The organism is Xanthomonas sp. F1, assembly GCF_014199855.1.
Window position 1 is genome coordinate 186,284 of record NZ_JACHOK010000008.1, and the last position, 25,311, is coordinate 211,594.

Below are 25,311 nucleotides of genomic sequence, written 5' to 3' on the forward strand. Positions count from 1 at the left end.
CACGCCGTCATGTAACCCTTGGGAGGGGAGGACATGCAATCACGTACCGAACGCCGGAAGACACCGGTTACCTTGCTCGCGCTGTCGATCGGCCTGGCCCTGCAGGCCGGTGCCCTGCAGGCACAGGAGGTGCCGGCGTCCGCGCCGCCCGCCACGGCCTCCGCCGATGCCACCACCGAGCTCGACACCGTCGTCGTCACCGGCTACCGCGCCAGCGTGGAGAAGGCGCTGGACATCAAGCGCGCCGAGAAGGGCATGGTCGACGCCATCGTCGCCGAGGACGTGGGCAAGTTCCCCGACACCAACCTCGCCGAATCGCTGCAGCGCATCCCCGGCGTGGTCATCACCCGCGACGCCGGCGAAGGCCGCAACATCTCCGTGCGCGGCCTCGGCCCGGACTTCACCCGCGTGCGCATCAACGGCATGGAAGCGCTGACCACGGTCGGCGCCAGCGACCAGAGCGGCGGCACCAACCGCGGCCGCGGCTTCGACTTCAACGTGTTCGCCTCGGACCTGTTCACCCAGATGGTGGTACGCAAGACCGCCTCGGCCGACGTCGAGGAAGGCTCGCTGGGCGCCACCGTCGACCTGCGCACCGCGCGGCCGTTCGACTACGACGGCTTCACCTTCGCCGCCAACGGCCAGGCCACCTACAACGGCATGTCGCAGAAGGCCGATCCGCGCATCGCCGCGCTGGTCGCCAACACCTGGGCCGACGGCACCTTCGGCGCGCTGATGTCGGTGGCCTACTCCGAGCGCCAGGTGCTCGAGGAAGGCAGCGGCACCACCCGCTGGGCCAACGGCCCCAGCAACAACGGCTACAGCCCCGCCTCGCCATTCGCCGCGGCCAACAGCGCCAACGTGTTCAGCCCGCGCATCCCGCGCTACACGCAGATGGAGCACGAGCAGAACCGCCTGGGCGTGACCGGTTCGCTGCAGTGGAAGCCCAACGACAGCACCGAGTTCTCGCTGGACGGCCTGTACTCGAAGATCGACGCCAAGCGCGACGAGCACTACATCGAGGCGATCAGCTTCAGCCGCGGCCGCTCGCAGAACGGCAAGCCGGACATGATCGTGCGCGACGGCTACGTCGACCCGGCCTCCGGTGCGCTGCTGTACGGCCGCTTCGACAACACCGACATCCGCTCGGAGAACCGCCACGACGAGTGGAACACGGTCTTCAAGCAGCTCACCTTGAACGGCGAGCACCGCTTCAGCGACACCTTCAAGATCACCGGCGAGATCGGCACCTCCAGTTCCAAGCACCGGAACCCGATCCAGACCACGGTGATCATGGACAAGAACAACGTCGCCGGCTACAGCTACGACTACCGCAACAGCTACACCTCGCCGGTGTTCAACTACGGCATCGACCCGACCGCCGCCAACGGCTGGACGCTGGCCGAAGTGCGCATGCGTCCGCAGTCGGCCAACAACAGCTTCGACACCGGCTCGCTGAACTTCGAGTGGAACCTGGGCACCAACTTCACCCTCAAGGGCGGCGTGCTGGCCAAGAACTACGGCTTCGACACCAAGGAGTTCCGCCGCGCGTCCGAGACCAGCGTGCCGACCTTCGCCACCGGCAACCGCATCGTGCCGACCGACCTGGTCGCGCTTGCAGGGTTGAAGGGCATCGAGGGCACGCCGTCGAACTGGGCGGTGCCCGACCTCAACGGCATCGCCGATGCGCTGGGCATCTACAGCGGCACCGGCACCTGGACGCTGACCGAGCGCGCGGTCAACACCCGCAGCGTGGAAGAGAAGGACCGCGGCGCCTGGTTGATGGGCGACTTCGCTTTCGACATCGGCGCGATTCCGTTCTCCGGCAACGTCGGCGTGCGCTACGTGAAGACCAACCAGTCCTCCACCGGCTACGCCCTGGTCGGCGCGAACCTGATCAACACCACGGTCGAGCGCACCTACAACGACACCCTGCCGTCGTTGAACCTGGTGGCCGAGATCACCCCGGACTTCCTGGTCCGCTTCGGCGCCGCCAAGGTGATGACGCGGCCGGGCCTGGGCAGCCTGACCCCGGGCGTGACGGTCGCCGTGGCCGGCGGCGCGCGCACGGTCAGCGGCGGCAATCCGAACCTGGATCCGATCCGCGCCAAGACCGCCGACCTCGGTTTCGAGTGGTACCTGCAGGAAGGCGCGATGCTGGGCCTGGCGCTGTTCTACAAGGACATCGACAGCTTCGTGCAGACCGCGCGCACCATCGCCCCGTACTCCAGCAGCGGCCTGCCGGTCAGCCTGCTCGACGGCACCGGTGCGGCGGCCAGCGACGACTTCGTCTTCAGCGTGCCGCTCAACACCCCGGGCGGCAAGCTGAAGGGCGCCGAGTTCAACTACATCCAGCCCTTCACCTTCCTGCCGGGCAAGTGGGCCAACTTCGGCACCCAGCTCAACTACACCTACGTGCAGTCGAAGATCCAGTACGTCACCGGCACCGGCGCGCTGTCGTTCAACACCGACCTCACCGGCCTGTCGAAGAACTCCTACAACGCCACGCTGTTCTACGAAGGCGAGCGCTTCAGCGGCCGCGTGTCGCTGACCCACCGCGACGGCTACCTGACCCAGGTGCCGGCCACGGAAACCGGCTTCGACATGCACGGCATGCGCGGCACCAATGTCGTGGACGCCAAGCTGACCTACAAGATCGACGAGAAGATCGACATCAGCCTGGAAGGCTCGAACCTGACCAACGTGCCGTACTACGAGTGGGTGCAGACCAGCGCCACCGGCGCGCAGCTGCCGCTGACCTACAGCGAGACCGGCCGCCAGTACGCGATCGGGGTGCGTTACAAGTTCTGAAGACTGCGTTCGCCGGTGCCGCGCTGCGGCATCGGCAACGCCCCGCTGCCCGCATACTCGCGGGCCGGGGAGGGAGATCGACGCGCGCCGTCATGGTGCGCGCCGATCGCAAAGGAGCGAGATGAAACAGGCAATGTGCGGCAGCGCGGTGGGCGCCGGCGGTGGTGTGTCGGCGATCGGTCTTGGGGTGTGGCGTCGCCTGAAGGCGAAGGCGGTGCACCTGCTTGCGTCCATCGGCTCTCCGCGATTGCCACAGGATGTGCCGGCATCGCGCGTCGCGGCTGAAGCCGCTCCCACATGTGCGTTGCTGCACTGTGGGAGCGGCTTCAGCCGCGACGCGCTGTTCCTACCCACTTCGGCAAAGCAAGGCTTTACTGCATACGCCTCCAAATCGCAGAGCCCAAGTCGCATCTCACACCGCCTCGCCCTGCTCTGTGCCCTCGCTTTGCCAGCGATCGCCGCAGCCGCCACCCCCGAACTGCTGTTCCGCGTCTCCGCCGACAAAGGCCTGGACGCCGACGTCGCCCATGGCGACCCCCAACCCAACTTCCGCGACAAGATCGCCCTGGTGCCGACTGGCGTATCCGGCCAGGCCATCGAATGGGCCGACGACGGCGTGCTGTCCTGGAACGCACCGGGCAACCTCTACACCCAGCGCGGCACCCTGTCGTTCTTCTGGCGCTCGCGCTACCCGGTCGGCGAAGCGCCGTTCGTGATCTTCCGCGTCGGCTACGCCGACCACACCAGTTGGGACATGGCCTGGCTGCGCATCGACTGGAATGGCCACGGCTTCGATGCCTTCGTCACCGACGCCAACCTGGCCCGCACCCGCGTCTCCTTCACGCTCGACAAGCACCCGGCGCCTAGTGCCTGGACCCACCTGGCCTTCGCCTGGGACGAGACCCGCGGCGTGCGCCTGTACGTGGACGGCAAGGAGGCCGCGCGCGTGGACTGCACCCAGGCCTGCGCCGATGGCGGTTCGCTCGACTTCGACGCCGCGCTGGACCAGCTCGGCCTGGCCGCGCGCGTGCTGGCGCCGCACCAGGTGCAGAGCCGCTACAACTTCCTGCGTGGCAGCGACTTCGACGAGATCCGCGTCTACGACCGCATGCTCGACGCCGCCGGCGTCGCCGCCCTGGCCAAGCAACAGGAACCGCGCAGCGCCGAGGCCGTGCCCGACAGCGCCGCGCGCAATGCCTGGCTGCACCGCTTCGGCTGGGACCACGGCCGCGCACCGCCGGTGCTGGACGCGCCATCCACGCGCATCCGCAAGGTCGAGTTCGCCGACGCCAAGGACCTGAAGGAGTGGATGTGGAAGGCGACCGACGGCATCGCCGAGACCACCTGGCCCGGCGTGTACAACCGCTCGCGCCTGCCGGGCCGTAACGACTACTTCCAGCTGCCCGACTGGAACGTCTACGTCGAAGGCGGCAAGGCGCTGGACCTGGCACTGCCCGACGAACCGTTCAACCGCATCGAACTGCGTGGCGCCGCCTACGGCCAGGCCACCTATGCCGCCGATCGCGGCACGCCTGCGCCGCTGTTCTCGCGCGCCCAGGGCACTGTGCGCAGCGTCGACCAGTTCGAGCGCCGCCGCGGCGGCCACCTGCGCTTCACCAACATCGCCCAGGAAACCCCGATCCAGGAAATCTGGGCCTACGACGTCGGCACCGGCGCCGAGCCGGCCAACCCCAGCGCCACGCTGCGCTACACCGTGCGCAGCGACACCGCCCCGGACTACGCCAACCTCGCCGCGCTGCGCGCCTACATTGCCGGGCGCTACCCGCCGGACGAACGCAGCACCGTGGTCGCGCTGCCGACCAAGGCGCCGTCGCGCAAGCGTGCCGACGAAAAGACCGCGATGCAGCCACTGCCGATCGTGCACGTGCTCATTCCCTCCAACCTCGGTGATGCGCCGGCCGCGCAACCGCTGATGCGCAGTTGGTCGTACGGCTGGGAGAACATGCACGACGGCCTGGATGGCATCGCCATCGACCTGCCGGCGCTGCAGTTGCCGGCCACGCACAACGGCCTGATCCCGCTCAACATCCGCGTCAAGGATCCGATCTGGCCCGGCCGCGACATGCTCGACGTATCGGTCTCGGTCGCGCCCGGGCAGGCGCGCACGCTGTGGCTGGACCTGCGCGACCGCATCCTCACCGACGACAGCCTGATGCTCAGCATCGCCTCGGCCGCGCCCGGCTTCGACGCGCGCGCGCTGGACGGCGCGCAACTGCGCCTGCTGTTCAAGCCGCGCGAGCAGGCGAAGGCCGAGCACATCGCCGACCGCTTCAACCAGGTCAAGGACAACTGGGGCTTCCTGGTCGAGGAACACACCACCTCCAAGCGCCAGCGCCTGTACGCGCGCCTGGATGCCGACATCCACGACCTGCTGCGGGTGGACCCGGACAACGCGCTGGGCCGCCAGTACTGGGCCGACATCAGCTACGGCAACCAGGGCCTGCTACCGGTGCAGTTGCCACAGCCGCCCAAGGGCGTGCCGGGCTGGGCGTTCTGGCAGCTGGAAGACCTCAAGGCCACGCGCCGCTACATCAACTGGTGGATCGACGAGCGTCAGGTCGAGTACGGCGATTTCGGCGGCGGCATCTCCGACGACTCCGACCTCACCCAGCAATGGCCCGGCGTCGCCCTGATGGGCGTGGACCCGGACAAGCTCAACGCTTCGCTCACAGCCCTGTCCGACGCCAACTACCGCAACGGCATGTTCACCGACGGCCTCTCCACCATCGAGACCGACGAACTGCATTCCTACGAGGACGGCATCAACATCAACAGCGAAATGCTCTACCTCAATTGGGGCGACCCGCTGACGGTGGAGCGGCTGATGCGCACGGTGAAGGCCTTCGATCGCATCATCCAGGTCAACCCGCAGGGCCACCTGCTGTTCGCCAGCAACTGGTTCGGTGGGCGCAAGGTCTACCGCGAACCGAACTGGCAGTGGCAAAAACCCTATTCGTTCCCGATCCTGCACCCGGCGCTGCTGCTGGGCGGCTACAACGCCGACCCCAACAGCCGCCGCATCGTCACCGGCCTGGCCGACGGCTACCTGGCCCATGCCTACACCGACGCCAAGGGCCAGTGGGCGCTGCCCAACGAGATCAACTGGGCCACCGGCAAGACCCGCGGCGGCAGCCTGTTCGACGGCAGCGGCGGCCCCGACACCCTGCATACCTTCTGGGCCGCCTACCGCTGGACCGGCGATGCGCGCTACCTCCAGCCCATCGACTACCGCGTCGCCAAGGCCGGCCCCGGCGGCCTGTCCCTGCTCAACGAGAATTTCCTCGACGTGCTCGGCAAGCGCGACAGTTGGGGCGCCAGCCTGGCCAAGGCGGCGGCCGACGCCTTGGCCGACGATGCCCCGGACTTCGCCCACCATGTCGCCTGGGAACAGAGCGGTGACCCGCGCTGGCTGGAAACCCTGTACCGCGCCGAGACCCGCGACAAACTGCAGAGCTTCTACATGAACACCGAAGGCCACTGGTGGAGCGACCGCGTCGAATCGCCCACCGTGAACCTGCAGCGCGCCCGCCTCGGCGGCGTCGCCCTCAAGCGCAACCAGACCTACCCCGGCCACACCGTCAGCTGGCGCTTCGCCGATCCGGAAGGTGCGGCGCAGGTGGCGCTGCTGCTGCCGAAGCCGCGGCAGGATCGCTTCACCGTCATCGGCTACAACACCAGCGGCAAGACGCAGCGGGCGCAGATGACGGGGTGGAATGTCGCGGCCGGGCAGTGGCGGATGCGCTCGGGTGTGGATCGCGATGGCGACGGGAAGATCGATGGCAAGGCGGCCACGCGCGAGTTCGCGTTCGAGAAGAGCGGGGCCGTGGATGTGGAGTTTCCGGCTGGGCAGACGTCGGTGATGGAATTCGAGCTGGTTGCGCCTGCTGCAGTGCCAGTCGAGCTGCGGCCGGATCTGGGGATCGGGCGTGGGGATGTGTGGGTGACTGCGGATGCCATCGAGGTCACCGTACATAGCCTGGGGCATGTGGATGCGCCGGCGGGGTTTGTGGTGTTGGAGGATGCGCGTGGCAGGGAACTGGCGCGGGCAGCGTTTCCTGCGTTGGAGGCGCCTGAGGATTTGGAGCCGAGGACGGCGCATGTGCGGTTGGTCTTGCCGGGTAGCGGAAGCATCGAGGGCGTGTGGTTGCGCGTAGTGACCGAAGGGAACGTGGCCGAGGTCACCCAACGCAACAACATGCTGGAGGTGCGGTGAAATCCGAAAGCGGTGCGCTGGTGTGCTGGGATATCGGCAGGGCCTTCATTACACCTGTAAATAAGTGGCGGTAACGCTTACACCCGCCAAAAATACGGCATAACGTCCTGTGGTGAAGTTGGCACAAGCCGGTAGAGGCAAGGAACCACAGATGTTTCAGCCGGATTGACGGTGTTCAATTACTCGGCGAGGATGGTGTTACTCCGCGTTTAGGCGGTCCAACGGTAGTTAGGCACTGCAGGGGGAATTCAATGACACCGATTTTCGATTCTGGAGCCAATCTCGTGGCTTGGTTCGATGGACATCACTTCTTCGACCTTAATCAGGAGTGGATCGCCTTTGCGGCCAATGGGCATATATTTTCAGCCAGCCGCAATACGTGGCTTGGACCGTTCCATAACGGATCTCTCTTAGACACAAATGGCAAGCCCGTAGCTTGGCTTCAGAACACCGCGCCCAGCGGCTCTCTTAAGCGTGTGAAACCACTGAATCCACTCAAGCCCCTTAGGCCTTTGCGTCCCCTCCGCCCGCTTCAGCCACTCAAGCCTCTTCAACCACTTCAGCCTCTTGGAGGCTGGTCGCAAATGAGGTTCGCTCAATGGCTGGCGCAGTAGTGCCTAACAATTCATTCAAGCCGACGCCGCTTCGCGGCGCGGCTTAACTCGGGCGTTAGACCGACTTATACACTCAAGGAATGCCGTGACCCAAGACAAGCAAAAGCCGCTAGTTGAGAGGTTACACAAAGCCACCGTTCTACTGGCTGAAAATTTGGTGGGTGAAAATTCATCTAACTTTACGACCTTCCCATTCGTAGCCAAGCTAGCGAACGGAAATCATGCGCTGTTTATGCCGGGCGCCGACCCGAAGAATGCAGACTATGACTATCTGCACGCGTTCGTTGTCAATGCTGGATTAACACTCGAACTCAAACTAAAGCATCTCCATATGCTTGAGAGCGGCAGCCCGCCGCGAGGGCACAACCTTCTGTCCCTGTTCGATAAACTTAGCACTGACACGAAGGAATTCATCCAGAATCACATCAAGACACAAGTGAGTGGATCTCACGCACATCAAACTATTAGTGATGTCGCAAAGGATAAGCTAAACATCACTGTTTCTTGGGATGCGCGTTTTCTGTTAGATAAGTCTTCATATGCCTTCGAGCGGTGGCGCTATGTCTATGAAGATCAGAATAAAGGCTCTTGGTTTTGTGGGTACATTGAACTTTACAGAGCGCTCGAAGAACGAATCGGGTCGGTCTAACAACTCATTCAAGTCTAAGTTGCTTCGCAACTCTGCTTAATTCTAGCGCTAGGCCGCTATGAGCACTCTCCAAGATCTTCAGGATTGGTACTTCTCACAATGCAACGACGACTGGGATCACGGCCACCGAGTGCGCATTGAGACGTTGGACAATCCTGGCTGGGCCTTCCGTATTGACCTGACTGATACAGTTCTTAGTGGGCGGGAATTTCCTGTACACAGCTACGGTGTTGGAGAGAAGGCGGAAACTAGCGGCAACGAATGGCTCATTTGCGAGATCAAGTACAATAAGTTCACCGCCCATGGCGGACCTGCAAAGTTGGAGGAGATGATCAACGTGTTCCTCAACTAGGCCAGGGCAGCGGCCTAACAATTCATTCAAGCCGAACCCGCTTTAATTCAGGCGTTAGGCATCAGGTGGAGATCATCGATGACCCGTGATCAGGAAATCATTCTGACGCTAGACCTTCAGCTATCTGATCGGGAAATGTTTCTGATCGGGATGATCGTCGCCCACTGGGGAACGTTAGAGCATGAGGTCTTTACGCAGACCCTGCTAAGCTTCGATGACGCTGATAATCAAGCCGCCAATCTTCCAAAAGCAATGAACAATATTCAGTTCACGCAAGTGCTTGCTTTGTGGAAAGAGCGGGTTGTAGACAAATCCAAGGGAAAGCGAGCTACCGTCCTGCGAAAGGTCTATGACGAACTTCTCGCAATGAAGGAGCCGCGAGATGCGCTAGTCCATGGCATGTGGCAATGGTCGCCCGAGAATCCAGATCGGATCAGCACCATACGGGTCAAGAAGCGGAAGGTACTTACGAGCCACTTCAACGTCGAGTACTTGCAAGAATTTGCGCTTCGCCTGTCACAACTCAACTTCCAGATCCATTATCCTCGTGGCACCATAGATCTCGCCGCATCTAGACAACAAGCCGGATTCTACATTAGCCGCAAGGGTCTCCAACTTATGGCGGATATGGCAAAATTCAGGCGTGGCTCGGGAAAGTCGGCTGATGCCTAACAATTCATTCAAGCCGAACACGCATCAGGGCGGCGCCTGAATGCACGCCTTCAGCTATATTTGCACTCAGTCGCCGCCCCACTATGGGTCGGCTTAATTCAGGCGTTAGGGCTCACAAGGAGAGATCATGGCTTGCCCAGTAGGAAAGATCAGCATCATTAAGCAATTTAACGATGACCCTGATGCAGTGTGGACTGCATACAAGGCGAATAATCCGAATCATAGTGACGCACATCTCGAGATCTACTTCGACGAGCTGTACTCGCATTGCTACGCCAAAAATGCTCCTGAGCATTCGCCTGAGACTTCGTTCAATCTTCCGCAAAGCATCCGGGATGCCATCACCAAGTGCATCACTACTACCAAGGTGCCAGTGCCGTAATCCCTAACAGAAATAGGGGTCAGAGCGCAAAAACAGTGGTCAGAGTGAACTTTTTTATGTGGTAAATTTGAAGTTCACTTTGAGCCCGTCCCCACTCCCTGCTAGTCCTCCCTAGGCGATCCAATAAACGCCGCTTCGTAGCACAGCTTAACTCAGGTGTTAGGTATCACAAGACCACCGAAAATAGGGGTCAGAGTGCATTTTTCTTGTATGCAAGGTCATTTAAAGTTGGCTCTGACCCCAGTTCTGGCGTTTACTCAAGGGTACACAGAACGAGGCGGGCTGGCAGACTATAAGCGCAATAAGTAACGTTGGGCCGGCTAAAAATTGATTCAAGTCGACACTGCCTCGCGGTGCGACCTAATTCAAGCGTTAGGCCGCTTCTTAGAAATCCCCGCTTTTGATATCAATCGGAGACGCACACATGCCCGTTCGTAACGTTACAAAAGATGATTGCGGTAGACTCGAGGGTAAAGACATCACACCGCTTTACTCCGCTTTCAAGCAGGTCTGCCCGGGAATCGAGGGTGAGGGTCTGTGGGAAAAGATCCGAGAAAAATACAAACTTGGTGTCGCTGCTGACTGTGACGCTTGGGTCGTGCGCATGAATAATGCGATCTCGATCTGGAACGCGCAAAATCCAAGGAACTGCGCTGCCGTAAAAACTGCATTTGGTGTTTAGGTTGCTTGCGCGCGGCCTAACAATTCGTTTAAGGCGGACGGCTTCGCCGCCGCTTAAATCCAGCGTTAGGGCTCACATGAGGCTATTCCGCAGATGAAAGAAACAACAAAGCAGGATTGTCCCTTGTGCGCTGCATCCGCCGAGTACAATCTGGTGGATTACGACAAGTGCAAGTATTTCCAAACAGGGGTCAGAGTGCAATTTTCTTAGAAAGTCCACTCAAGTAAGCGGGGTTAGAGTAAAGTTTCCCGAAAAACTCTAGTAAGTTCGCTCTGACCCCAGTTTTACGGATTAATTTAAGCTTTTGGCAACAGTGGAGGCCACTAGTGACCCTTAAGAAGAAGCCTGCACAGCGCAAACGTCACGGCTACTGCAAATTAACAGGCGGACACGGAGCGTTCGTCAAATCCCATTTGATTCCTGAAGCGCTCACCAGGCCGAGTCAGCCCGGCGCACCACTTTTTCAGTACGGTGACGGGCCTAAGCCCAGTCGTCGGTGGAGCAGTTGGTACGACTCTGAGCTTGTCACTCGAGCAGGTGAAGAAATCCTGTCGGCTCTCGATACTTGGGCAATCGCGGTGCTTCGAGAGCACAAGCTCGTTTGGAGCGGCTGGGGCGAAGCCGTTGAGCTAGGCAAACTGCATACGAAGTTCAGTGAGCATCTCGGTATTCGCGAAGTCTCACTCGACACAAAGAGGTTGCGAACGTTCTTTCTCAGCCTGTTATGGCGTGCGGCTGCGAGCGAGCGATATGAGTTTAAAGACGTGGTCTTACCCCCAAAAGATCTTGAAGTTCTTCGCAAGATCCTGCTCGGCCAGGAAGAGCCAGATCCGGGCTTCTATCCTGTCCAGCTAACCCAAATTTCCACTAAGGGCCTGATGCACAACCAGACGCCTTATCCTGAAATCAAATACGTTCCTGATATCAAAAACGAGAGTACAATACCATATCCTATGAAAACGATACGGTTTTACTTCGATGGCCTTATAGCTCATTTTGCCACTGAGCTTCCGGCTTCGCACAACGCATCTGATCTCGGAAAGATCGTTGTTGGAACAGAGCCTACAGTGGTGCTATCGACTGTCACTTTTGAAGATTCGACGCAAGGAAGAGAGATGTACGCCGTACTTGAGAAGTATCACCCGGAAGATAACGGGCTGGGGCAAACTGTTGCGTAACAACTCGGTCAAGCCGACGCTACCTCCTGGCGAAGTCTAACTCATGCGTTAGGCGTCGCGGAGAACCTTTCTCGCTACAACCACGCGTCCGGCCGCGCCTCCCGTACTACTGCCGCTACAAGGTCGATTGTTTCTGAGCAGTAATGCAGGAATGCGTTATCTGCTTGCACTAGTGTTGCGATTTCGGACACATCGCCTTCCTCAAAGAACTCGTCCTCGGCTCGCACTCTGAACGGCAAAGCTTCTCGCCGTGCCAGTAGATCGTTGTGGCTTCGGCCACGCCCATGCTTCAGCACATTCACAGCAAGCTGCACGTCTATAAATCTGGCGCGCAGTTCTGGTTGGCCTGCGCTCTCGATCAGTCTTTCTGCTTCTCGGAAACCATTGTCGCTGCCGAGCGCGTCCTGAAGCGCGGCTTCGAACATGGCTACCATGCCCACGGCCACTATCGCGCCTTGAAGCTCTAATGCCTGGAGTGCTTTCACCAAGCGGGTGGCCCCGCTTTCTCGCAGCTCGGTGAGGACGTGTGTTCTAGTCTCACCCAACAAGCCGCTGGTCAACGCTACGCAGCGGGTGGCCAATTCAGTAAACGGGTGCATGGGTACATCCTAAAACAAAGGGGCGGAGGTAATTAAGCGACTAGGTTCGAGAGTAAATGGAGAGAGTAAATGGGGTCAGAGTACACTCTCCCTGTGATCGCCGCTCTATAAAGAGGATAAATAGGGGGCAGAGTTCACTTTTGTTGTTTGCTACACCTTTCAAAGTTCACTCTGACCCAAGTTTTAAAGAAAGATGGGGCATTAGTGCCGAGTGTTCCCGCTGGCCGAGATTGGCTGCGCAACTGGACGAGCGATACGCGGCCACATCGTCGATGAGACGAGCGCGTGAAGGGTTGAGTCCGATGTAGCGATAGCAGCGCAGTACACAGTCGGCGCTGTCCACAAAGCATGACGTGTAGCGCCCTTCCCAGAGCGTGCCGGTACGGCCGTGACGGCCATTGAAGAGGGCCACATAGTGACGACCGAGTCGCTGCATTAGCGGTCCGATCCTTCCGTCCTCTGGCGGTGTGGCAAGCAGGTGCACATGGTTGTCCATCAAGACGTAGGCATGTAGCCGGCATCCGGTGGCATGCAGGCATTACGCAAGCGGTGCAGATAGCGCATGCGGTTGCCATCATCAAAAAAATGGAAGGTTGTCATTGCCGCGCTGTACGATGTGCTGTGATATGCCAGGAAGATCAAGGCGAGGAAGGCGAGCCATGCGAGCAAGTGCTATCACCGACATCGAGCAAGCTCCGTGACAATTGTCAGTCATTGCCTTATAGGATTGTAGGAAGTGAAACTGACCCCGTTATTGATCAGACGTTAGGCCCTGAGACCAGATGAATCGCACTCATGGTATCCAGCAAGCATACGAGCTCCATAAACATGCGGCGTATGGCCGCCATCTGAAACTGTGTGAGTTGCTTGAGCGCGCCGCAGCGGGTGAGTTACAAGAGTCCTTAGCTGCGGAGTTGATCGCTATCGAGGTTGCAATCGAAGCGGCTGCATTGCCATTGATCCGAGCACTCTCAATGCTTCAGGACCAGGAACTGATCGAACTTCTTCGCTGCACCCCGGAGCAGTACGCCGCTTGGCGGCAGGAAGATGCGGATCTGTCGGACCTCGTGCAGTTCAAACACGAGATCTACCGCTACATTGTAAGACCGAGTCCTAGCGTGGCAGACGCCCATGCCCAACATGTATCCGAAACTACCAACGTCGGGGTCTAACCATTCGTCCAAGCCGACATCGTTTCGCGGCGCGGCTTAATTCAGGTACTTGGCCCGCAGAAAGGACATGTATGCCCGAAGAAGACTTGCCTCATTCGGCGTCGTTGCCCCACTGCGCTCATTGCTTTCGATCTCGGTTACGTCCAGCAGCTAGGCAACCTTGGCAGGCCCCAAGAAGCGAAATAGGGGTCAGAGTGCACTTTTTGTTGTTCGAAATAGGGGTCAGAGTGCACTTTTTGTTGTTTGCTACACCTTTGAAAGTTCACTCTGACCCCAGTTTACTAAAATTAATTCTGACCATAGCCCAAGGGAACCAACATGTACTCGCTTCTTCTTGCAGCAGCACTGGCCGCGACGCCCAATAGCCCTCCGCCGCTGACTGCACAAGAGGCCAGAACTCTTCCACTGCATGAGCTTGCAAAACGGCTGCTTGGTGCATCCGGCTCAATCATGATCGATGTAGATCGTCCCAGATACGATAGCTTGGAGCCGATACGTTTCTACGGTCATGCCATCGCCTGGGGAAGCTATTTTGGCGTGTGTGCGTCGGATCTGGTTACGGTCGAGTTCGATGAGCAAGATCGTATTGAATCACTCCAATCGCAACGTCGCTTCGGAGTGGAGGGCGACATCCATAGAGCGCCCGGAGAGTGGGACTACGATGAATTTGGAAAGATTTGCTCAGCGGTCACATCGACGCGCAACTACTTTCCTGCTCCTGATCACGGCGCGGCCTTGGACATCGCCCTCTACATTGAGGCTCTTGCGGGCAAAGGCCCTTTTGCGAAACAACGATTCGAGTATGCCTGCTCCGGAGCGTGCTCGGACAAGCGGACGGAGTTGTCGTGGCTAAGACTCGATGAGATCAAGGCGGCCCGAAGCATCGACTGTGATTCGGTGACTCTGAAGCTTCCCACGTGTTATGAAATTCAGATTGGCTCAGGCGTCGGCCCATTCCCTAAGATGTTTCGGGTGTACGGCTCAAACTACATGAATAAGACAGTTGTCGTTCGTGTCTCAGTTGATGTTGGCATGACCCTAACAAAGACTGGAGGCGAGCAAGAAATGAGGTTAGAGAGCACTCCTAGTCGCCGACTAGTTACAGCGCGACGGCCTTGACGTCATACACAACCACACGCTGCCATAGGTGCTCGCAATCGGCGACAAACTGCTTGTGAATGGGGTGGACTTGGTAGGCGTTCTGTCCGGCGACATCGTCGAAGAACAGGAGTTCCGAGGCGCTGTAGCTGCCGTCGACGACACCACGTTGCTCGGTCTCCGCAGGCACGCCGATGTGGAGACCGCGGACGGTGTCGATGCCAGCTAGCGTCCGCAAACCGGCGAGCAGTTTGGCTAGGTCCTCCTTGGAATCCGGATGCTTCAGCCAGAAGAACACGTGGTGCACGACGGGTGGGAACGCTGCCTTGTTGGCGGACGTGGCCGTGGCTGCATGGGAGCTGGTGGCAACCACGCCGGCAGCCAAAGCAGCGGCGGCAACGATGAGATCTCGGCGCGTGCGATCGGTCATGATCCGGGTCCTTCCGTTCGTAGTCTGCGAGCCTGCGAGTATAGGACGGCAAGAACGTAGTCAGGTTCACTTGGGAGGAAGTCACACTGACCCCGCTTTTCTGCGTTTATCCTTGATGGTTCTCAGTCACTGGTTGAGGATCGTCCCAATCAATCCCCCATGACCACATTCCAATTCCAACCTCGCTGGAAGGAAGAGCTCGTCTGCACCGGCCCGGGCGGCGAATTCGTGCTGGATTTCCCGATGGGCGTGCCCACGGTCTACGTGCCCACCGAGCATGCCTGGGCGCAGAGTGCACCTGCATGGGCGCGCGACCTGTGGCCGGTGTTCAAGGCCGAGCTGGAAACTTGGTGCGATGCGCGCGACGTGCGGTTCTTCCTGGATGGATCGGCCAAGTGCTACGGAGCCACTGCCAAGTCGTAGGTGAACACGCTGACAGCAGGCGGATGCGCGTGGCTTGGTATCCTGGCGCGCCATCGCAGCAAGGTTTCCAATGAGCCAGAGTGCAGAGCGCGCCGACGCGACGAACGTCCCGCTGTATTACCTGATCGTGCCGGAATCGCACGAGGTGCTCGGCCCGTGGGCGGACGCGTTCCCGGCGTATACCGTCGTCGTCGGTTACTCGAGCCTCGGCCACTTCTTTCTGCATGATCCGGCCAGCCAGGATTACGCGGTGCTGCATCCGTTCAAGGCCGCCGGCAAGTCGTATGGCGCGCATGCCTCCATCGCGGCGTTCGAGGCAGCCATCCTGCGCGATCCGGGCTTCGAGGAGTACGTGTTGCGCGGCGACCACGTCCGGGCGATCGCGGCGCGTCTCGGCCCGTTGAAGCCCGAGCAGATCTACATCCCGCAACCGTATCCGACGCTGGGCGGAACGGAAGCACCCGAGACGTATGACAAGGGCGATGTATGGGTCTTTGCGGACCTGGTCGCGCAAAGCGTGGGTTTGTGACGTAAACCCGAACGATTTCGTAAGGCATGCCTGATGGGGATGTGGCGCGAAAGCCGTCAATCGACACGTGTGCTGTGTCTGCTTGTCGGCGTGCTACTTGGTTTTGCCGCGTTCTGCGTGGGTGTTGATCCCGGGTCCCTGCTACGGTCCGGCGTAGGCGTGCTGCTCGCGATCGGTGCCAGCATCTATCTGCTATCTGTGTTTCTGGGCAGTGACGCCTGGCGTAGTCGCTTGATTGGGCTATGGCCGGGCATCTAAAGGCACGCTTCCAGGGAGAACCCAGGCGGCACCAAATCGCCGCCCGGATCAGATGCAACGCGGAAACCGCAGAAGCCGCGCCTCAGTGCTTCGCCGCCTTGCGCCGGTAAACACCATTGAAACTGACGTTGGCGCCACCGCACTCCAGGTTGTCCGATGCAACCAGCAGGTCGCCGACCAGCTGCAGGCGGACCTTGCAGTCATCCTGGCTCAGTTCCAGCCGATTGCCTTCCGGAAAGCCGCGCGCGGTGACGGCGCCCAGGTTCGGGCCGCCGGGCCTTTCCTCGGGGCTCGGGTTGGCGCTGGGCCAGTAGGCATCGCCGTTGGCGGTGATGGTGCCGTCGCCGTTGGCGATCAGCTGCAGTTCGTTGTCGCCGTCGTGCCACTGGCCGACCCAGGCCTGCGGCTTCGGTGCGGCCGTCGCCGGCAGTGGCTGCACGCTCGACGCCGCCACCCAGCCGGCGCTGCCGCCGACCTTGTTGGGGTAGAACGCGCAGACGAAGCCGCCCCGACGCTGCGCCAGGATCACCGTGTCGTCCTTGACCACATAGGCGCGCTGCCGGCACGCGGCCTCGCCCTTGGCCGGGCAGCCGTCGTCGTCGTTGAGCAGGTACAGGCGCGGCACCGCGACCTTGGCGAGCGAGAACCCGGCCGTGCTCATGGGGAAGCCGCCATTGCGGCACATCGCCGTGTCCTCGTCCGGCGCCGCGTAGGCCAGTGCGGGAACCGCCAACAAGGCGAGCAGCCAAGTCTTGTGCATCAGAGTCGCTCCAAAGGTGGGGCGATAGTGTGGTGCATTACGGGTGAACCGGTGGCGAGCGAATCGGTAGGCGAGGACGTAGTGCGGCGCGCCCGGCATCGCGCCTGCGGAGAGTGACGTGGTCTTCTCGCAACCCATGCGCGTCGCCAGCAGCACCGACGCTGGCGAACGCCTCGACCGTAAGGTGGATGCCATCAGGCACACCGCGGGGCTACCCTTGCCGCGGTCCAGATTTCAGAGGGTGATGGAATGGCAGTGAAGTACCGGGCAGGAGATGTCTTCGCGATCCCGTTGGATGCGGGGACGTACACGCTCTGCCAGGTGCTGTGGGCGCCGCAGGGTGACTATCGCAAGGTGGTCGGCTTCTGTGTGCTGGAACGACAGGCATCGGAACCGACGCTTGGCCCGTCGCCGGCACAGCCGCTGCCGGTGCGCGATGGCGACAAGGACCAACGATTGCTGTTCACCGGCACCCAGAAGCTCAAGCGCGGCGAATGGCAGATCGTCGGCCACGCGCCGCTGCCCAGCGATGCCAGGGAGCTGCTGACTTTCCACATCGCCGGGGAGCTGCACGAGGGCGATACCTTCGTGCGGATGCTGTCGGTGGACGAGTACGCCCGCTATGCGTCGATGTCGGTGCTTGGATTCGAACTGGTGCAGCGGCTGCTGAGCGAAAGCCGGTGATCGGGGGCGCAGGCCGTTGACGGCCAGTGGCCGCTCGGCGAGCATCGCATGCAGCCTCAAAGCAGGGGCGTGGCCAACGCCGCACATCACTTCTCTGGCTCAGATGACACCATGCCCGCAAGCCTGCTGACCGAAGTCGTCCTGCGCCCGCTGTTCGAGATCGTCCTCTACGGCCTGTGCTACGTCGTCGGCATGATCGTGGTGCCGGCGTTCTCGTTCGGCTACTACAGTGTCGAACCGTGGAGCAGCAAACGGCGTAGCAAATCCGGCAAGCGCAGCGCCTATCTGGCCCCACGCGTGGTCTCGGCCGACACGGCGGCCTTCTGGGGCGGGTTCGCCCTGGTGGGATTGGGGCTGTTGGGCTATGCGCTGTGGAGCGCGGCGGGGGCTTAACCTCGAAGCAGCTGCATCGCGCTACGCTTTCCGGCCTAAGACTGCAAAGGATTGCACCTATGCCGCATTCCGGCACCTGCTTCATCACGCGATACACGCTGTCGGCGCTGCGCGATCAGATTCACCAAAGACCCGAACTGGTGATGGCGGTCGAAGGCTTGATCGAGGTGGAAGAGGAGCACTTCCCTGATCCACCGACCTACGCTGCGCTGTCGCATCTGGCGCAATGCACCGCTTGCCAGGCCTGGAGTGCGCTTTGGCTGGAGGCACAGTTTCCCGAGAGCGGGGCATGGCGCGAGCGCGTCGCTCGCTACTGCTGCTTCAGCATGTTCGAGGCAGTGACCAAGCCGGACAGGGTGGTGCGGATCGGGTTCGATTTGTTCCGTGGCGAGGATCCGACCTGGTACCTCAACGACGCGATCTGCGTGCAGTTCTGTCCGTGGTGCGGGCAGCGCCTGCCCGATCAGCCGTTCGAGCCGGATCTGGAGCCGGAGCCAGCACCATGACGCCGTGCCGTCGCGTCGCCGTGATCGCCTCAGTGCAACCGGGAGGGTCGACCGGCCTGCGGATTCCTGCCGACGTTGCCGATCCGCCGAATAATTCGGATGGCTTTTGCCGCCACGTGGCGACGCTAGCACATGGCGGCGTGCCATGTGGCAGCGCTGCTCGCCCTCGCGATCGCGCTGCTGTCCGCCGGTTGGGTACTGCCAGCGTGGTGCGGCGTCGAAACCTGGCTGACGTTCTGGCAACGCCAGGGCGTGTCGGCGATGCAGCATGGTCCTCCCGGCGATTCGTTCCCCTACCTGGCCTTCGCCTCGGCCTGCTTCAAGGTCGCCGGCGTGTGGCTCGTTGCCGCGATCGACATCTGGGCGTATCTGGGGGCGCGTGCCTGTCTACGACGGATGCGATGAGTTGTCATGCAGGCGTGCTGCAATGGATCCGGCCGGTTGCGGCGATGGCGTCCGGTTCCGGTAGCCGGCGCTGCGAGCGCCGTACGCATCGCGCAGCGTCTGCGGGCCGCAGACGACTGCACCGGGCCGCAGGACGCATCGCGCCGCTGTCCACCTGGACCGACGCGCGTGCGTTTACCCTCCGGCACTGCCCATCCGCGCATGCTATGACGCCTGCCGCGCCGATGCGGGCGTCCGTCATCCGATCATTCGAGAGTCAAGCTGCCACATGCATCCTGTCATCCACTTCCGCTCCCGCCTGCTCGAGGTGAGCGCCGAGCCGGAGAATCCGATCAATCCGATCCGTGGCAGTTCGCTGCTGGACTGGCTGCGCGTGCGCGTGGGCGACGCCATGGTCCTGTCCGAACCGGATCCGGAGGATTGGGGCTGGGCCTCCGAAGCGGAATGCCAGGGGCGCACCTATCTGGTTGGTGCCTACGCCGAGGAAGAGGTCGATGGCAACCATACCTGGATGCTGCAGATCGAGAAGGAGCGCTCGTTCTGGGAGCGGCTGCTCGGCCGGCATGCGATGCGCGACGACGATCCGTGCTTTGCGCGGCTGCATGCGCTGATCGCCGCCGAACCGCGGTTCACCGATCTTGTGGTGGAGCGTGAACCCTGACGGCCGCTGCCGTCCCGGTGGCACCGCGACGCGGCGCGCTGTCACGCCGCCGCCAACTGCAGCACACGCGCCATCGCGCTTGGGTATGCTCGGCGGCCCGTCTCCATCCGCGTGCCCATCATGCCGATCCGAACCCTATCGCTGTTCCCATTGCTGCTGATCGGCACCTCGCCCGAGGTGATGGCGGCGTCCAAGCATTGCCTGCCATATGGGCCGACTCAGGTCACCCTGTCCGGTATTCTCGCGCCGCCGTCCACCGACACCGCCACGCCTACCGCGCCGCACACGCACACGCAGGGCGGCGCCGCTGGCGGTGCGGCAGCGACCCAGGAAGAGGTCCTGATCCTGCCGCAGCCGTTGTGCGTGGCGGCGTCGGCGGATGGGCGCCAGCCGCGGCACGAGCAGGTGCGCCAGCTGCGGCTGGCGGTCACCGCGGACCAGGCGGCGCATCTGCGTGAGGAGGGGACCAGCCAAGTGGTACGGGTGACGGGAAGACTGGCACATGCGCCGGCCGGCCCGGATGCACCGCCGCTGCGCTTGAGCGTGCTCGGGGTGGACAGTGACTGAGGGCATCGCTGCTACGTGCTTTTGCCGCGACTCGGCGGCATGGGGCGTTGCGTAGGAGCGGCTCAGCCGCGACCGGCGTCACCGGAAAAGCCCATCGCGGCTGAAGCCGCTCCTATATCGCTTCCCACCGTAGTTTTCCACTGGCCAAGCGCGTTTCGCGTTGCCCAGGCTCGCCTGGTTTCCGCGTCCACGTTGGCCCCTGGCTGGTGCACGGTGGCGCATTCGCATTGACGGCGCGCAGCGCCTGGCCGAGGATCGCCGTGCCGCGCCTGGCGGCCCAAGGTGTCACCGATCCATGAGGGGAATGCGTTTTCTGTGTGCGATGAGTCTGTGGCTGGGCGCGTTCGCCGCCATCGCGGGCGAGCCGCCGGCGCGCGCGGTCCAGACGTTCTATGCCTGGGCGATCGCGCCCGAGCACGCCGACGGCAATGTTGCGCAGGTGCGGCATCTGCTGGGGCGGGAATTGTTCGCGGCGCTGGAGGCGCAGCGCGCCTACGAGGCGGCCTGCGCCAAGCGGGTGCCGGCAGACATCAAGCCGCACATGCTCGACCAGAGCCCTTTCTTCCTGTGGCCGGATCAACCGACTGCGTTGGTCTCGACGACCGAGCAGGTCAAGGGCGACACCGCACGGGTGCGCGCCCGCCTGGCCGTCGACGGCCTGCAGTGGACGGACACGGTGGTGCTCGGCCGCCAGGACGATCGCTGGGTGATTCTCGACATCGCCTGGCAGGAAGGAACGCTCACCCGACGCCTGGCCGAATTCGCTGCGCAGCGCTGCACGCCTTGATGGCCACCGGCGCGGGCGAGGGAAGGCACGATGGATGACGTCGGCAGCCGTACCGCGTTATTGCTGAGCCTGCAGCGCGCCCTGCTCGGTGAAGTGCACCCGCAACTGCGGCAGGCCTCGATCGAGGCCGACCAGGCGCGCCGCGTGGTCCGGTTGCGCTTCGAATACGACGGCCCGCCGATGGAAGCGCCGCGCGAACGCTGCTCGTGCGCCGCCACCGAGGTGCTCGCGGACTTCCCGGCGAGCTGGGACCTCGAAGAAGCGCATGTCGCCGTGCCGGTACCGGCGCCGCTGCAGCCACTGCGGCACGTGGCATACCTGCGCGTAGAACCGGACGCTTCGGCCTGAATAGCGCCGTGGGGTTCTATCGTTCCTCCGTACCTGCCTCCACCACCCCGGGGATCGGCGTTGCCGCCGGAAACGCGTCACGCAGCAGGTCCACGCCCTGTTGTGGCTTGGCCAACGGCGTCAGGTCCTGACGGTCGGCGCGCAGTTCGGCGCTGCGATGCGGGGCGATGGCGTCGCGGTGGGCCTGCAGCTCCGGCTGCAGTTCGCCGTCGCGGTTGAATGACCAGGCCAGCATGGGCTCACCCAAGGGCAGAGCATCGCCGGGCTCTGCGCCGTCGCGCGAATGCCAGGTGTGCCAGGTCTTGCCGTAGCTGTTGAGCTTGCTGCGCATCAGTGCCTTCTCCGCGGTGAGCGGCAGGCCAGGCGCGGACAGCTGGCCGGACAGGATCTCGCCATTGTGCGGATGCCAGTAGCGACGCTCCTCCGGCGGCAGCCGCTGGAACAGGACCTCGGAAATGATGTACTCCACGCCGGTGAGGTTGGCCTGCGCGGTGTCGCCGTCGAACAGGGCGCACTGGGCGAAATCCTCGTTGACCTGGCGGCAGAAGTGGTGGGCTTCCATCTGCTGGTGCGGGTGGTCGCGCATCGGGTGGAAGCCGACCAGGTGGATGTCCAGCACTGCGGCCGGGCCATTGTCCTGCAGCGCCTTGGCGCCGGCTTCCAGGACCCGGGTCTTGGCGCTTTCGACAGCGCCAGGCGGTTGTGTGGCGGGCTCGCTGCGGTCGCGGCCGCAGGCCGCCAGCGTCAGCAACAGGGGAACGAACAGGATCCGGCGCATGCGGTGTCTCCAAGGGCGGCGCGGCGCGCGGGACCGCATGTCCCGGACGCGTGGCGCACGACCGGGGCAGCATCGGCTGCATCGCGTTGAACGACAGTGCCCGGGGTGTCTGCGCGGTGTGGTGATGCGCAGGCCTGAGCACGCGGCGGCGCGATGCATGCAGGTCCGCGGATGTCCGCTGCGACCGCTTGGCGTGACGTGATGCGGTCACGCACCGTCGCGCCGTGGCCGCCACGCCGTCATTGCAATGGCGGTGCAACACAGACGACATATCGTGCCGCGCTGCGCCACCGTATGGCGCATGCCGTCGCGTGCTGCTGCGCAAGCCGAACGGACCCGATCTTGCGCGCTCACAAGGATCCGACATGTTGCATCCCCATCTCTCCCCGCGGCCGCTGACCGCGCGCGCCGCGCCGGCCCGTACCCGCTTGGCGCAGGCCTGCGCCGCCCTGGTGCTGGCCTCGGTCGCCGCCGCCGCCGCCGCGCAGGACAGCGCGCCGTCGCTGGCCGGCAGCGAGACCCGCCCGGCCAATGCCGCCGGCAATGGCGATGCGGCGACCTCGCTGGACACCATCATCGTCACCGCCGAACACCGCGAGCAGAACCTGCAGGAGGTGCCGGTGTCGGTGGGCGTGGTGCAGGGCGAGGCGATGCGCGACTTCACCGCCGGCGGCGACGACACGCTGCTGGCGCTGTCCGGCCGCGTGCCCAGCTTCTACGCCGAAACCACCACCGGCCGCATCTTCCCGCGCTTCTACATCCGCGGCCTGGGCAACATCGACTTCTACCTCGGCGCCTCGCAGCCGGTGTCGATCATCCAGGACGACGTGGTGCTGGAGCACGTGGTGCTGAAGTCCAACCCGGTCTACGACGTGGACCAGGTGGAAGTGCTGCGTGGTCCGCAGGGTTCGCTGTTCGGCCGCAACACCACCGCCGGCATCGTCAAGTTCGACAGCATCAAGCCCAGCGACGACTACAGCGGCCGCGTCACCGCCAGCTACGGTAGCTACAACACCGTCTCGGTCGACGGCGGCATCGGCGGCCCGATCAACGACGTGCTGTCGTTCCGCGTGTCCACGCTGTACCAGCACCGCGACAACTGGGTGGACAACACCTACAACGGCCCCAGCGCCGACGGCACGGTCACCCCGAAGAAGGATGCGATGGGCGGCTACGACGACCGCAACGCGCGCCTGCAGCTGCTGCTGAAGCCGAGCGAGAACTTCTCGCTGCTGGGTTCATTCCACACCCGCGACTACGACGGCACCTCCACCCTGTTCCTGCGCGGCGCGCTGACCAAGGGCTCCAACAAGGTCGACGTGCCGCGCGACCAGGTGGCCTACGACGAAGCCCACGACAACCCGCAGGCGTACAAGACCCACGGTGCCTCGCTGAAGGCGATCTACGACTTCGGCGGCGTCTCGCTGACTTCGATCAGCGCCTACGAGACCACCTCCGGCTACAGCCGCGGCGACACCGACGGCGGCGCCGCGGCCAACTTCCCGGTCAACGGCGTCCCCAACGGCTACGGCCAGTCGATGGGCCAGGTGCGCGACCTGGACCAGTACACCCAGGAACTGCGCCTGGCCAGCGAAGGCGACGCCCCACTGCAGTGGCAGGCCGGCGCGTTCTACTTCGACGGCAAGGACACCACCGATTTCTACCAGCGCGCCTATTTCCTGCAGACCGCCGCGCGCAATCCCAACAACTGGGTGCGCCTGCACAACAGCAACACCTCCTGGGCCGGCTTCGGCCAGCTGACCTACAAGGTCACCGACGCGCTGACCCTGACCGCCGGCGTGCGCCAGACCCGCGACAGCAAGGAGACCAAGCTGCTCAAGACCGCCGACACCGCGGCCGGCGTGGTCACCTACAAGGGCCGCCGCGACGTGCGCCTGGCCGACACCCAGCCGAGCTGGGACCTGAGCGCGATGTACGAAATCAACCCGAACGTCAACGTGTACGCCAAGGTCGCCCGCGGCTTCCGCGGCCCGACTATCCAGGGCCGTTCGGCGGTATTCAATTCCGACTTCACCACCGCCGACTCGGAGACCATCCTGTCGTGGGAAGCGGGCATCAAGAGCAACCTGTTCGACAACCGCTTGCGCCTGAACGTCACCGGCTTCACCTATACCGTCGACGACATCCAGCTCAACGGCAACGACTCCAACGGCAACGGCGTGCTGTTCAACGCCGACAAGGCCAAGGCCTATGGCATGGAAGCGGACCTGGACTGGCGCCCGATTCCCAACCTGTCGCTGACCGCCGGCCTGAGCCTGCTGCACAGCGAGATCCAGGACAAGCGCGTGTATGCGCAGGTGTGCGGCCTGAACGGCGTGGTGGTGTGCACGGTGAAGGACCCGACCATCCGCATCGGCAACAACACCTTCGCCCAGATCGACGGCAACCCGCTGCCGAATGCCCCCAAGTACAACGTCAACCTGGCCGCGCGCTACGACATCCCGGTCAACGACGGCGGCGCCTTCTTCGTCGCGACCGACTGGAACAAGCAGGGCTACACCAGCTTCGTGCTGTACGACTCCACCGAGTTCACCTCCAACGGCAACTTCGAAGGCGGCCTCAAGCTGGGCTACACCGGCGACTACGGCGCATGGGAAGTGGCCGCGTTCGCCCGCAACATCACCAACGAGAAGAACCTCAAGGGCGTGATCGAGAACTACATGGCGGCCGTCTACAACGAACCGCGCATCGTCGGCGTCTCGTTCAACCTGCACTGGCACTGATCGCAGGGCGTCGTAGCACCACGTCGGCAGCACCTGCCGGCGCCAGCGGGCGGGAGGGCAAAAGCCCTCCCGCCCGTTTGCGTTTCGTGGATGCCACTGTAGCCATAGCCTTCGCTGTCGCTGTCGCTGTCGCTGTCGCTGTCGCTGTGCTGTTGCTTGGTGTTGGCTCTTGCTTTTGCCTTGCCGGGTTCCCTTCCGAAGCGGCGGCCAGTTCGGGGAAAAACCCGAAGGGCGGCGCACATGGACGTGCGCCGTCCGCGGCAGGGGCAGGATGCCCCTTCCGCGGATCCCCGTGATGGACGCGGACCCGGAGCGCGCAGCGCGGAGGGCGCGTAGGCAGGGTGTGCTTTCTTTTGGTTACTTTTCTTTGCACAAGCAAAGAAAAGTAACTCGCCGCAAGGCGAAAGCCTTTGCTGTTGCTTCAAGCATGAGTGTCAGACAAGAACAACCGTAGGAGCGGCTCAAGCCGCGACCTTCGCGGTAAAGCCCGGTCGCGGCTAAAGCCGCTCCTTGTATCTGGACGTGACGCCCCTAAACAGGCGTCATGTCTTCCGACTGATCATCGGAGGAGGTGCGGGAAGTCCAGTCGCTCCTA

At 62.7% G+C, this 25,311-nt stretch carries 27 protein-coding genes; 21 read left to right on the top strand and 6 right to left on the bottom strand.

Annotated features, from left to right (window positions below; all coding sequences use genetic code 11):
* The first annotated feature begins 33 nt into the window (after window positions 1–33).
* From GGR71_RS16845 to GGR71_RS16880, 8 genes are all read left to right on the top strand, one after another.
* Window positions 34–2,811 carry a TonB-dependent receptor gene (locus GGR71_RS16845; RefSeq protein ID WP_160963850.1) on the top strand — a complete coding sequence of 926 codons (2,778 nt, stop codon included), beginning with the start codon at window positions 34–36 and terminating at the stop codon, window positions 2,809–2,811.
* A gap of 445 nt (window positions 2,812–3,256) precedes the next feature.
* On the top strand, window positions 3,257–7,045 hold the full coding sequence (locus GGR71_RS16850; protein ID WP_160963848.1) for a LamG-like jellyroll fold domain-containing protein: 3,789 nt from the start codon (window positions 3,257–3,259) through the stop codon (window positions 7,043–7,045).
* A gap of 251 nt (window positions 7,046–7,296) precedes the next feature.
* Window positions 7,297–7,659, top strand: a complete 363-nt coding sequence (locus GGR71_RS16855) for a 4-fold beta flower protein (protein WP_160963846.1) — start codon at window positions 7,297–7,299, stop codon at window positions 7,657–7,659.
* 85 nt (window positions 7,660–7,744) lie between these two features.
* Window positions 7,745–8,308 carry a hypothetical protein gene (locus GGR71_RS16860; protein WP_160963844.1) on the top strand — a complete coding sequence of 188 codons (564 nt, stop codon included), beginning with the start codon at window positions 7,745–7,747 and terminating at the stop codon, window positions 8,306–8,308.
* 58 nt (window positions 8,309–8,366) lie between these two features.
* On the top strand, window positions 8,367–8,660 hold the full coding sequence (locus GGR71_RS16865) for an immunity 53 family protein (RefSeq protein ID WP_160963842.1): 294 nt from the start codon (window positions 8,367–8,369) through the stop codon (window positions 8,658–8,660).
* A gap of 78 nt (window positions 8,661–8,738) precedes the next feature.
* Complete coding sequence (locus tag GGR71_RS16870; RefSeq protein WP_160963840.1) at window positions 8,739–9,332, top strand: hypothetical protein; 594 nt, start codon at window positions 8,739–8,741, stop codon at window positions 9,330–9,332.
* Between the two features lie 806 nt (window positions 9,333–10,138).
* On the top strand, window positions 10,139–10,396 hold the full coding sequence (locus GGR71_RS16875; protein WP_160963838.1) for a hypothetical protein: 258 nt from the start codon (window positions 10,139–10,141) through the stop codon (window positions 10,394–10,396).
* A 326-nt stretch (window positions 10,397–10,722) separates the two neighbouring features.
* The gene (locus GGR71_RS16880; RefSeq protein WP_160963836.1) at window positions 10,723–11,574 is read left to right on the top strand and encodes a hypothetical protein; all 852 of its coding nucleotides are present in this window, start codon (window positions 10,723–10,725) and stop codon (window positions 11,572–11,574) included.
* Between the two features lie 74 nt (window positions 11,575–11,648).
* Here the strand turns inward: GGR71_RS16880 and GGR71_RS16885 are convergent, their stop codons facing one another.
* The 3 genes from GGR71_RS16885 to GGR71_RS21180 form a co-directional block, all read right to left on the bottom strand.
* The gene (locus tag GGR71_RS16885) at window positions 11,649–12,173 is read right to left on the bottom strand and encodes a hypothetical protein (RefSeq protein ID WP_160963834.1); all 525 of its coding nucleotides are present in this window, start codon (window positions 12,171–12,173) and stop codon (window positions 11,649–11,651) included.
* Window positions 12,174–12,339: 166 nt separating this feature from the next.
* Window positions 12,340–12,669, bottom strand: coding sequence for a transposase (locus tag GGR71_RS16890; protein ID WP_237474679.1), 330 nt, complete (start codon window positions 12,667–12,669; stop codon window positions 12,340–12,342).
* Window positions 12,669–12,842: a hypothetical protein gene (locus tag GGR71_RS21180; RefSeq protein WP_237474677.1), complete on the bottom strand. Its 174-nt coding sequence runs from the start codon at window positions 12,840–12,842 to the stop codon at window positions 12,669–12,671. Before GGR71_RS21180 ends, GGR71_RS16890 begins: the two co-directional genes overlap by 1 nt.
* 113 nt (window positions 12,843–12,955) lie before the next feature.
* Between GGR71_RS21180 and GGR71_RS16895 the strand changes: the two genes are divergently transcribed.
* Together GGR71_RS16895 and GGR71_RS16900 are read left to right on the top strand one after the other, a co-directional pair.
* Window positions 12,956–13,345: a hypothetical protein gene (locus GGR71_RS16895; protein WP_160963832.1), complete on the top strand. Its 390-nt coding sequence runs from the start codon at window positions 12,956–12,958 to the stop codon at window positions 13,343–13,345.
* Between the two features lie 318 nt (window positions 13,346–13,663).
* Complete coding sequence (locus tag GGR71_RS16900) at window positions 13,664–14,464, top strand: hypothetical protein (RefSeq protein ID WP_160963830.1); 801 nt, start codon at window positions 13,664–13,666, stop codon at window positions 14,462–14,464.
* Here GGR71_RS16900 and GGR71_RS16905 read toward each other — a convergent pair.
* Complete coding sequence (locus GGR71_RS16905) at window positions 14,445–14,873, bottom strand: Dabb family protein (RefSeq protein ID WP_160963828.1); 429 nt, start codon at window positions 14,871–14,873, stop codon at window positions 14,445–14,447. The two genes, GGR71_RS16900 and GGR71_RS16905, sit on opposite strands and share 20 nt — an antisense overlap.
* 159 nt (window positions 14,874–15,032) lie before the next feature.
* Here GGR71_RS16905 and GGR71_RS16910 point away from each other — a divergent pair, with 159 nt between their 5' ends.
* Both GGR71_RS16910 and GGR71_RS16915 read left to right on the top strand, forming a co-directional pair.
* A complete protein-coding gene (locus GGR71_RS16910; protein WP_160963826.1) occupies window positions 15,033–15,296 on the top strand; it encodes a hypothetical protein in 264 nt (87 codons plus the stop codon).
* A gap of 70 nt (window positions 15,297–15,366) precedes the next feature.
* A complete protein-coding gene (locus GGR71_RS16915) occupies window positions 15,367–15,825 on the top strand; it encodes a T6SS immunity protein Tdi1 domain-containing protein (RefSeq protein ID WP_237474675.1) in 459 nt (152 codons plus the stop codon).
* 340 nt (window positions 15,826–16,165) lie between these two features.
* On the opposite strand, the gene GGR71_RS16920 is transcribed toward GGR71_RS16915, so the two are convergent.
* Window positions 16,166–16,843 carry a hypothetical protein gene (locus GGR71_RS16920; RefSeq protein WP_160963824.1) on the bottom strand — a complete coding sequence of 226 codons (678 nt, stop codon included), beginning with the start codon at window positions 16,841–16,843 and terminating at the stop codon, window positions 16,166–16,168.
* Between the two features lie 249 nt (window positions 16,844–17,092).
* On the opposite strand from GGR71_RS16920, the gene GGR71_RS16925 reads away from it, so the two are divergent.
* The 8 genes from GGR71_RS16925 (at window position 17,093) to GGR71_RS16960 (ending at window position 21,194) form a co-directional block, all read left to right on the top strand.
* Window positions 17,093–17,527: an Imm26 family immunity protein gene (locus GGR71_RS16925; RefSeq protein WP_160963822.1), complete on the top strand. Its 435-nt coding sequence runs from the start codon at window positions 17,093–17,095 to the stop codon at window positions 17,525–17,527.
* A gap of 111 nt (window positions 17,528–17,638) precedes the next feature.
* Window positions 17,639–17,920, top strand: coding sequence for a hypothetical protein (locus GGR71_RS16930; RefSeq protein ID WP_160963820.1), 282 nt, complete (start codon window positions 17,639–17,641; stop codon window positions 17,918–17,920).
* 59 nt (window positions 17,921–17,979) lie between these two features.
* A complete protein-coding gene (locus tag GGR71_RS16935) occupies window positions 17,980–18,426 on the top strand; it encodes a hypothetical protein (RefSeq protein ID WP_160963818.1) in 447 nt (148 codons plus the stop codon).
* Window positions 18,427–18,573: 147 nt separating this feature from the next.
* Window positions 18,574–18,831, top strand: coding sequence for a hypothetical protein (locus GGR71_RS16940; RefSeq protein ID WP_343160860.1), 258 nt, complete (start codon window positions 18,574–18,576; stop codon window positions 18,829–18,831).
* A 268-nt stretch (window positions 18,832–19,099) separates the two neighbouring features.
* On the top strand, window positions 19,100–19,492 hold the full coding sequence (locus GGR71_RS16945) for a hypothetical protein (RefSeq protein WP_048491220.1): 393 nt from the start codon (window positions 19,100–19,102) through the stop codon (window positions 19,490–19,492).
* A gap of 120 nt (window positions 19,493–19,612) precedes the next feature.
* Window positions 19,613–20,059, top strand: a complete 447-nt coding sequence (locus tag GGR71_RS16950) for a hypothetical protein (protein ID WP_160963814.1) — start codon at window positions 19,613–19,615, stop codon at window positions 20,057–20,059.
* 304 nt (window positions 20,060–20,363) lie between these two features.
* Window positions 20,364–20,846, top strand: a complete 483-nt coding sequence (locus tag GGR71_RS16955) for a nuclear transport factor 2 family protein (protein WP_160963812.1) — start codon at window positions 20,364–20,366, stop codon at window positions 20,844–20,846.
* 30 nt (window positions 20,847–20,876) lie between these two features.
* Window positions 20,877–21,194: a hypothetical protein gene (locus tag GGR71_RS16960; protein WP_237474671.1), complete on the top strand. Its 318-nt coding sequence runs from the start codon at window positions 20,877–20,879 to the stop codon at window positions 21,192–21,194.
* Window positions 21,195–21,210: 16 nt separating this feature from the next.
* Here the strand turns inward: GGR71_RS16960 and GGR71_RS16965 are convergent, their stop codons facing one another.
* The gene (locus GGR71_RS16965) at window positions 21,211–21,948 is read right to left on the bottom strand and encodes an OBAP family protein (RefSeq protein WP_456362636.1); all 738 of its coding nucleotides are present in this window, start codon (window positions 21,946–21,948) and stop codon (window positions 21,211–21,213) included.
* Between the two features lie 389 nt (window positions 21,949–22,337).
* Between GGR71_RS16965 and GGR71_RS16970 the strand changes: the two genes are divergently transcribed.
* Entirely contained in the window at window positions 22,338–24,716 is a 2,379-nt protein-coding gene (locus tag GGR71_RS16970) for a TonB-dependent receptor (RefSeq protein WP_160963808.1), read from the top strand.
* The last annotated feature ends 595 nt before the right edge of the window (window positions 24,717–25,311 follow it).

What these genes read in the sequence shown, in the direction of transcription:
- GGR71_RS16845 (WP_160963850.1), top strand. Translation starts at nt 34, where the DNA reads ATGCAATCACGTACCGAACGCCGGAAGACACCGGTTACCTTGCTCGCG.
- GGR71_RS16855 (WP_160963846.1), top strand. Translation starts at nt 7,297, where the DNA reads ATGACACCGATTTTCGATTCTGGAGCCAATCTCGTGGCTTGGTTCGAT.
- GGR71_RS16865 (WP_160963842.1), top strand. Translation starts at nt 8,367, where the DNA reads ATGAGCACTCTCCAAGATCTTCAGGATTGGTACTTCTCACAATGCAAC.
- GGR71_RS16870 (WP_160963840.1), top strand. Translation starts at nt 8,739, where the DNA reads ATGACCCGTGATCAGGAAATCATTCTGACGCTAGACCTTCAGCTATCT.
- GGR71_RS16875 (WP_160963838.1), top strand. Translation starts at nt 10,139, where the DNA reads ATGCCCGTTCGTAACGTTACAAAAGATGATTGCGGTAGACTCGAGGGT.
- GGR71_RS16885 (WP_160963834.1), bottom strand. Translation starts at nt 12,173, where the DNA reads ATGCACCCGTTTACTGAATTGGCCACCCGCTGCGTAGCGTTGACCAGC.
- GGR71_RS16890 (WP_237474679.1), bottom strand. Translation starts at nt 12,669, where the DNA reads ATGGACAACCATGTGCACCTGCTTGCCACACCGCCAGAGGACGGAAGG.
- GGR71_RS16895 (WP_160963832.1), top strand. Translation starts at nt 12,956, where the DNA reads ATGAATCGCACTCATGGTATCCAGCAAGCATACGAGCTCCATAAACAT.
- GGR71_RS16900 (WP_160963830.1), top strand. Translation starts at nt 13,664, where the DNA reads ATGTACTCGCTTCTTCTTGCAGCAGCACTGGCCGCGACGCCCAATAGC.
- GGR71_RS16905 (WP_160963828.1), bottom strand. Translation starts at nt 14,873, where the DNA reads ATGACCGATCGCACGCGCCGAGATCTCATCGTTGCCGCCGCTGCTTTG.
- GGR71_RS16910 (WP_160963826.1), top strand. Translation starts at nt 15,033, where the DNA reads ATGACCACATTCCAATTCCAACCTCGCTGGAAGGAAGAGCTCGTCTGC.
- GGR71_RS16915 (WP_237474675.1), top strand. Translation starts at nt 15,367, where the DNA reads ATGAGCCAGAGTGCAGAGCGCGCCGACGCGACGAACGTCCCGCTGTAT.
- GGR71_RS16920 (WP_160963824.1), bottom strand. Translation starts at nt 16,843, where the DNA reads ATGCACAAGACTTGGCTGCTCGCCTTGTTGGCGGTTCCCGCACTGGCC.
- GGR71_RS16925 (WP_160963822.1), top strand. Translation starts at nt 17,093, where the DNA reads ATGGCAGTGAAGTACCGGGCAGGAGATGTCTTCGCGATCCCGTTGGAT.
- GGR71_RS16930 (WP_160963820.1), top strand. Translation starts at nt 17,639, where the DNA reads ATGCCCGCAAGCCTGCTGACCGAAGTCGTCCTGCGCCCGCTGTTCGAG.
- GGR71_RS16935 (WP_160963818.1), top strand. Translation starts at nt 17,980, where the DNA reads ATGCCGCATTCCGGCACCTGCTTCATCACGCGATACACGCTGTCGGCG.
- GGR71_RS16945 (WP_048491220.1), top strand. Translation starts at nt 19,100, where the DNA reads ATGCATCCTGTCATCCACTTCCGCTCCCGCCTGCTCGAGGTGAGCGCC.
- GGR71_RS16950 (WP_160963814.1), top strand. Translation starts at nt 19,613, where the DNA reads ATGCCGATCCGAACCCTATCGCTGTTCCCATTGCTGCTGATCGGCACC.
- GGR71_RS16955 (WP_160963812.1), top strand. Translation starts at nt 20,364, where the DNA reads ATGCGTTTTCTGTGTGCGATGAGTCTGTGGCTGGGCGCGTTCGCCGCC.
- GGR71_RS16960 (WP_237474671.1), top strand. Translation starts at nt 20,877, where the DNA reads ATGGATGACGTCGGCAGCCGTACCGCGTTATTGCTGAGCCTGCAGCGC.
- GGR71_RS16970 (WP_160963808.1), top strand. Translation starts at nt 22,338, where the DNA reads ATGTTGCATCCCCATCTCTCCCCGCGGCCGCTGACCGCGCGCGCCGCG.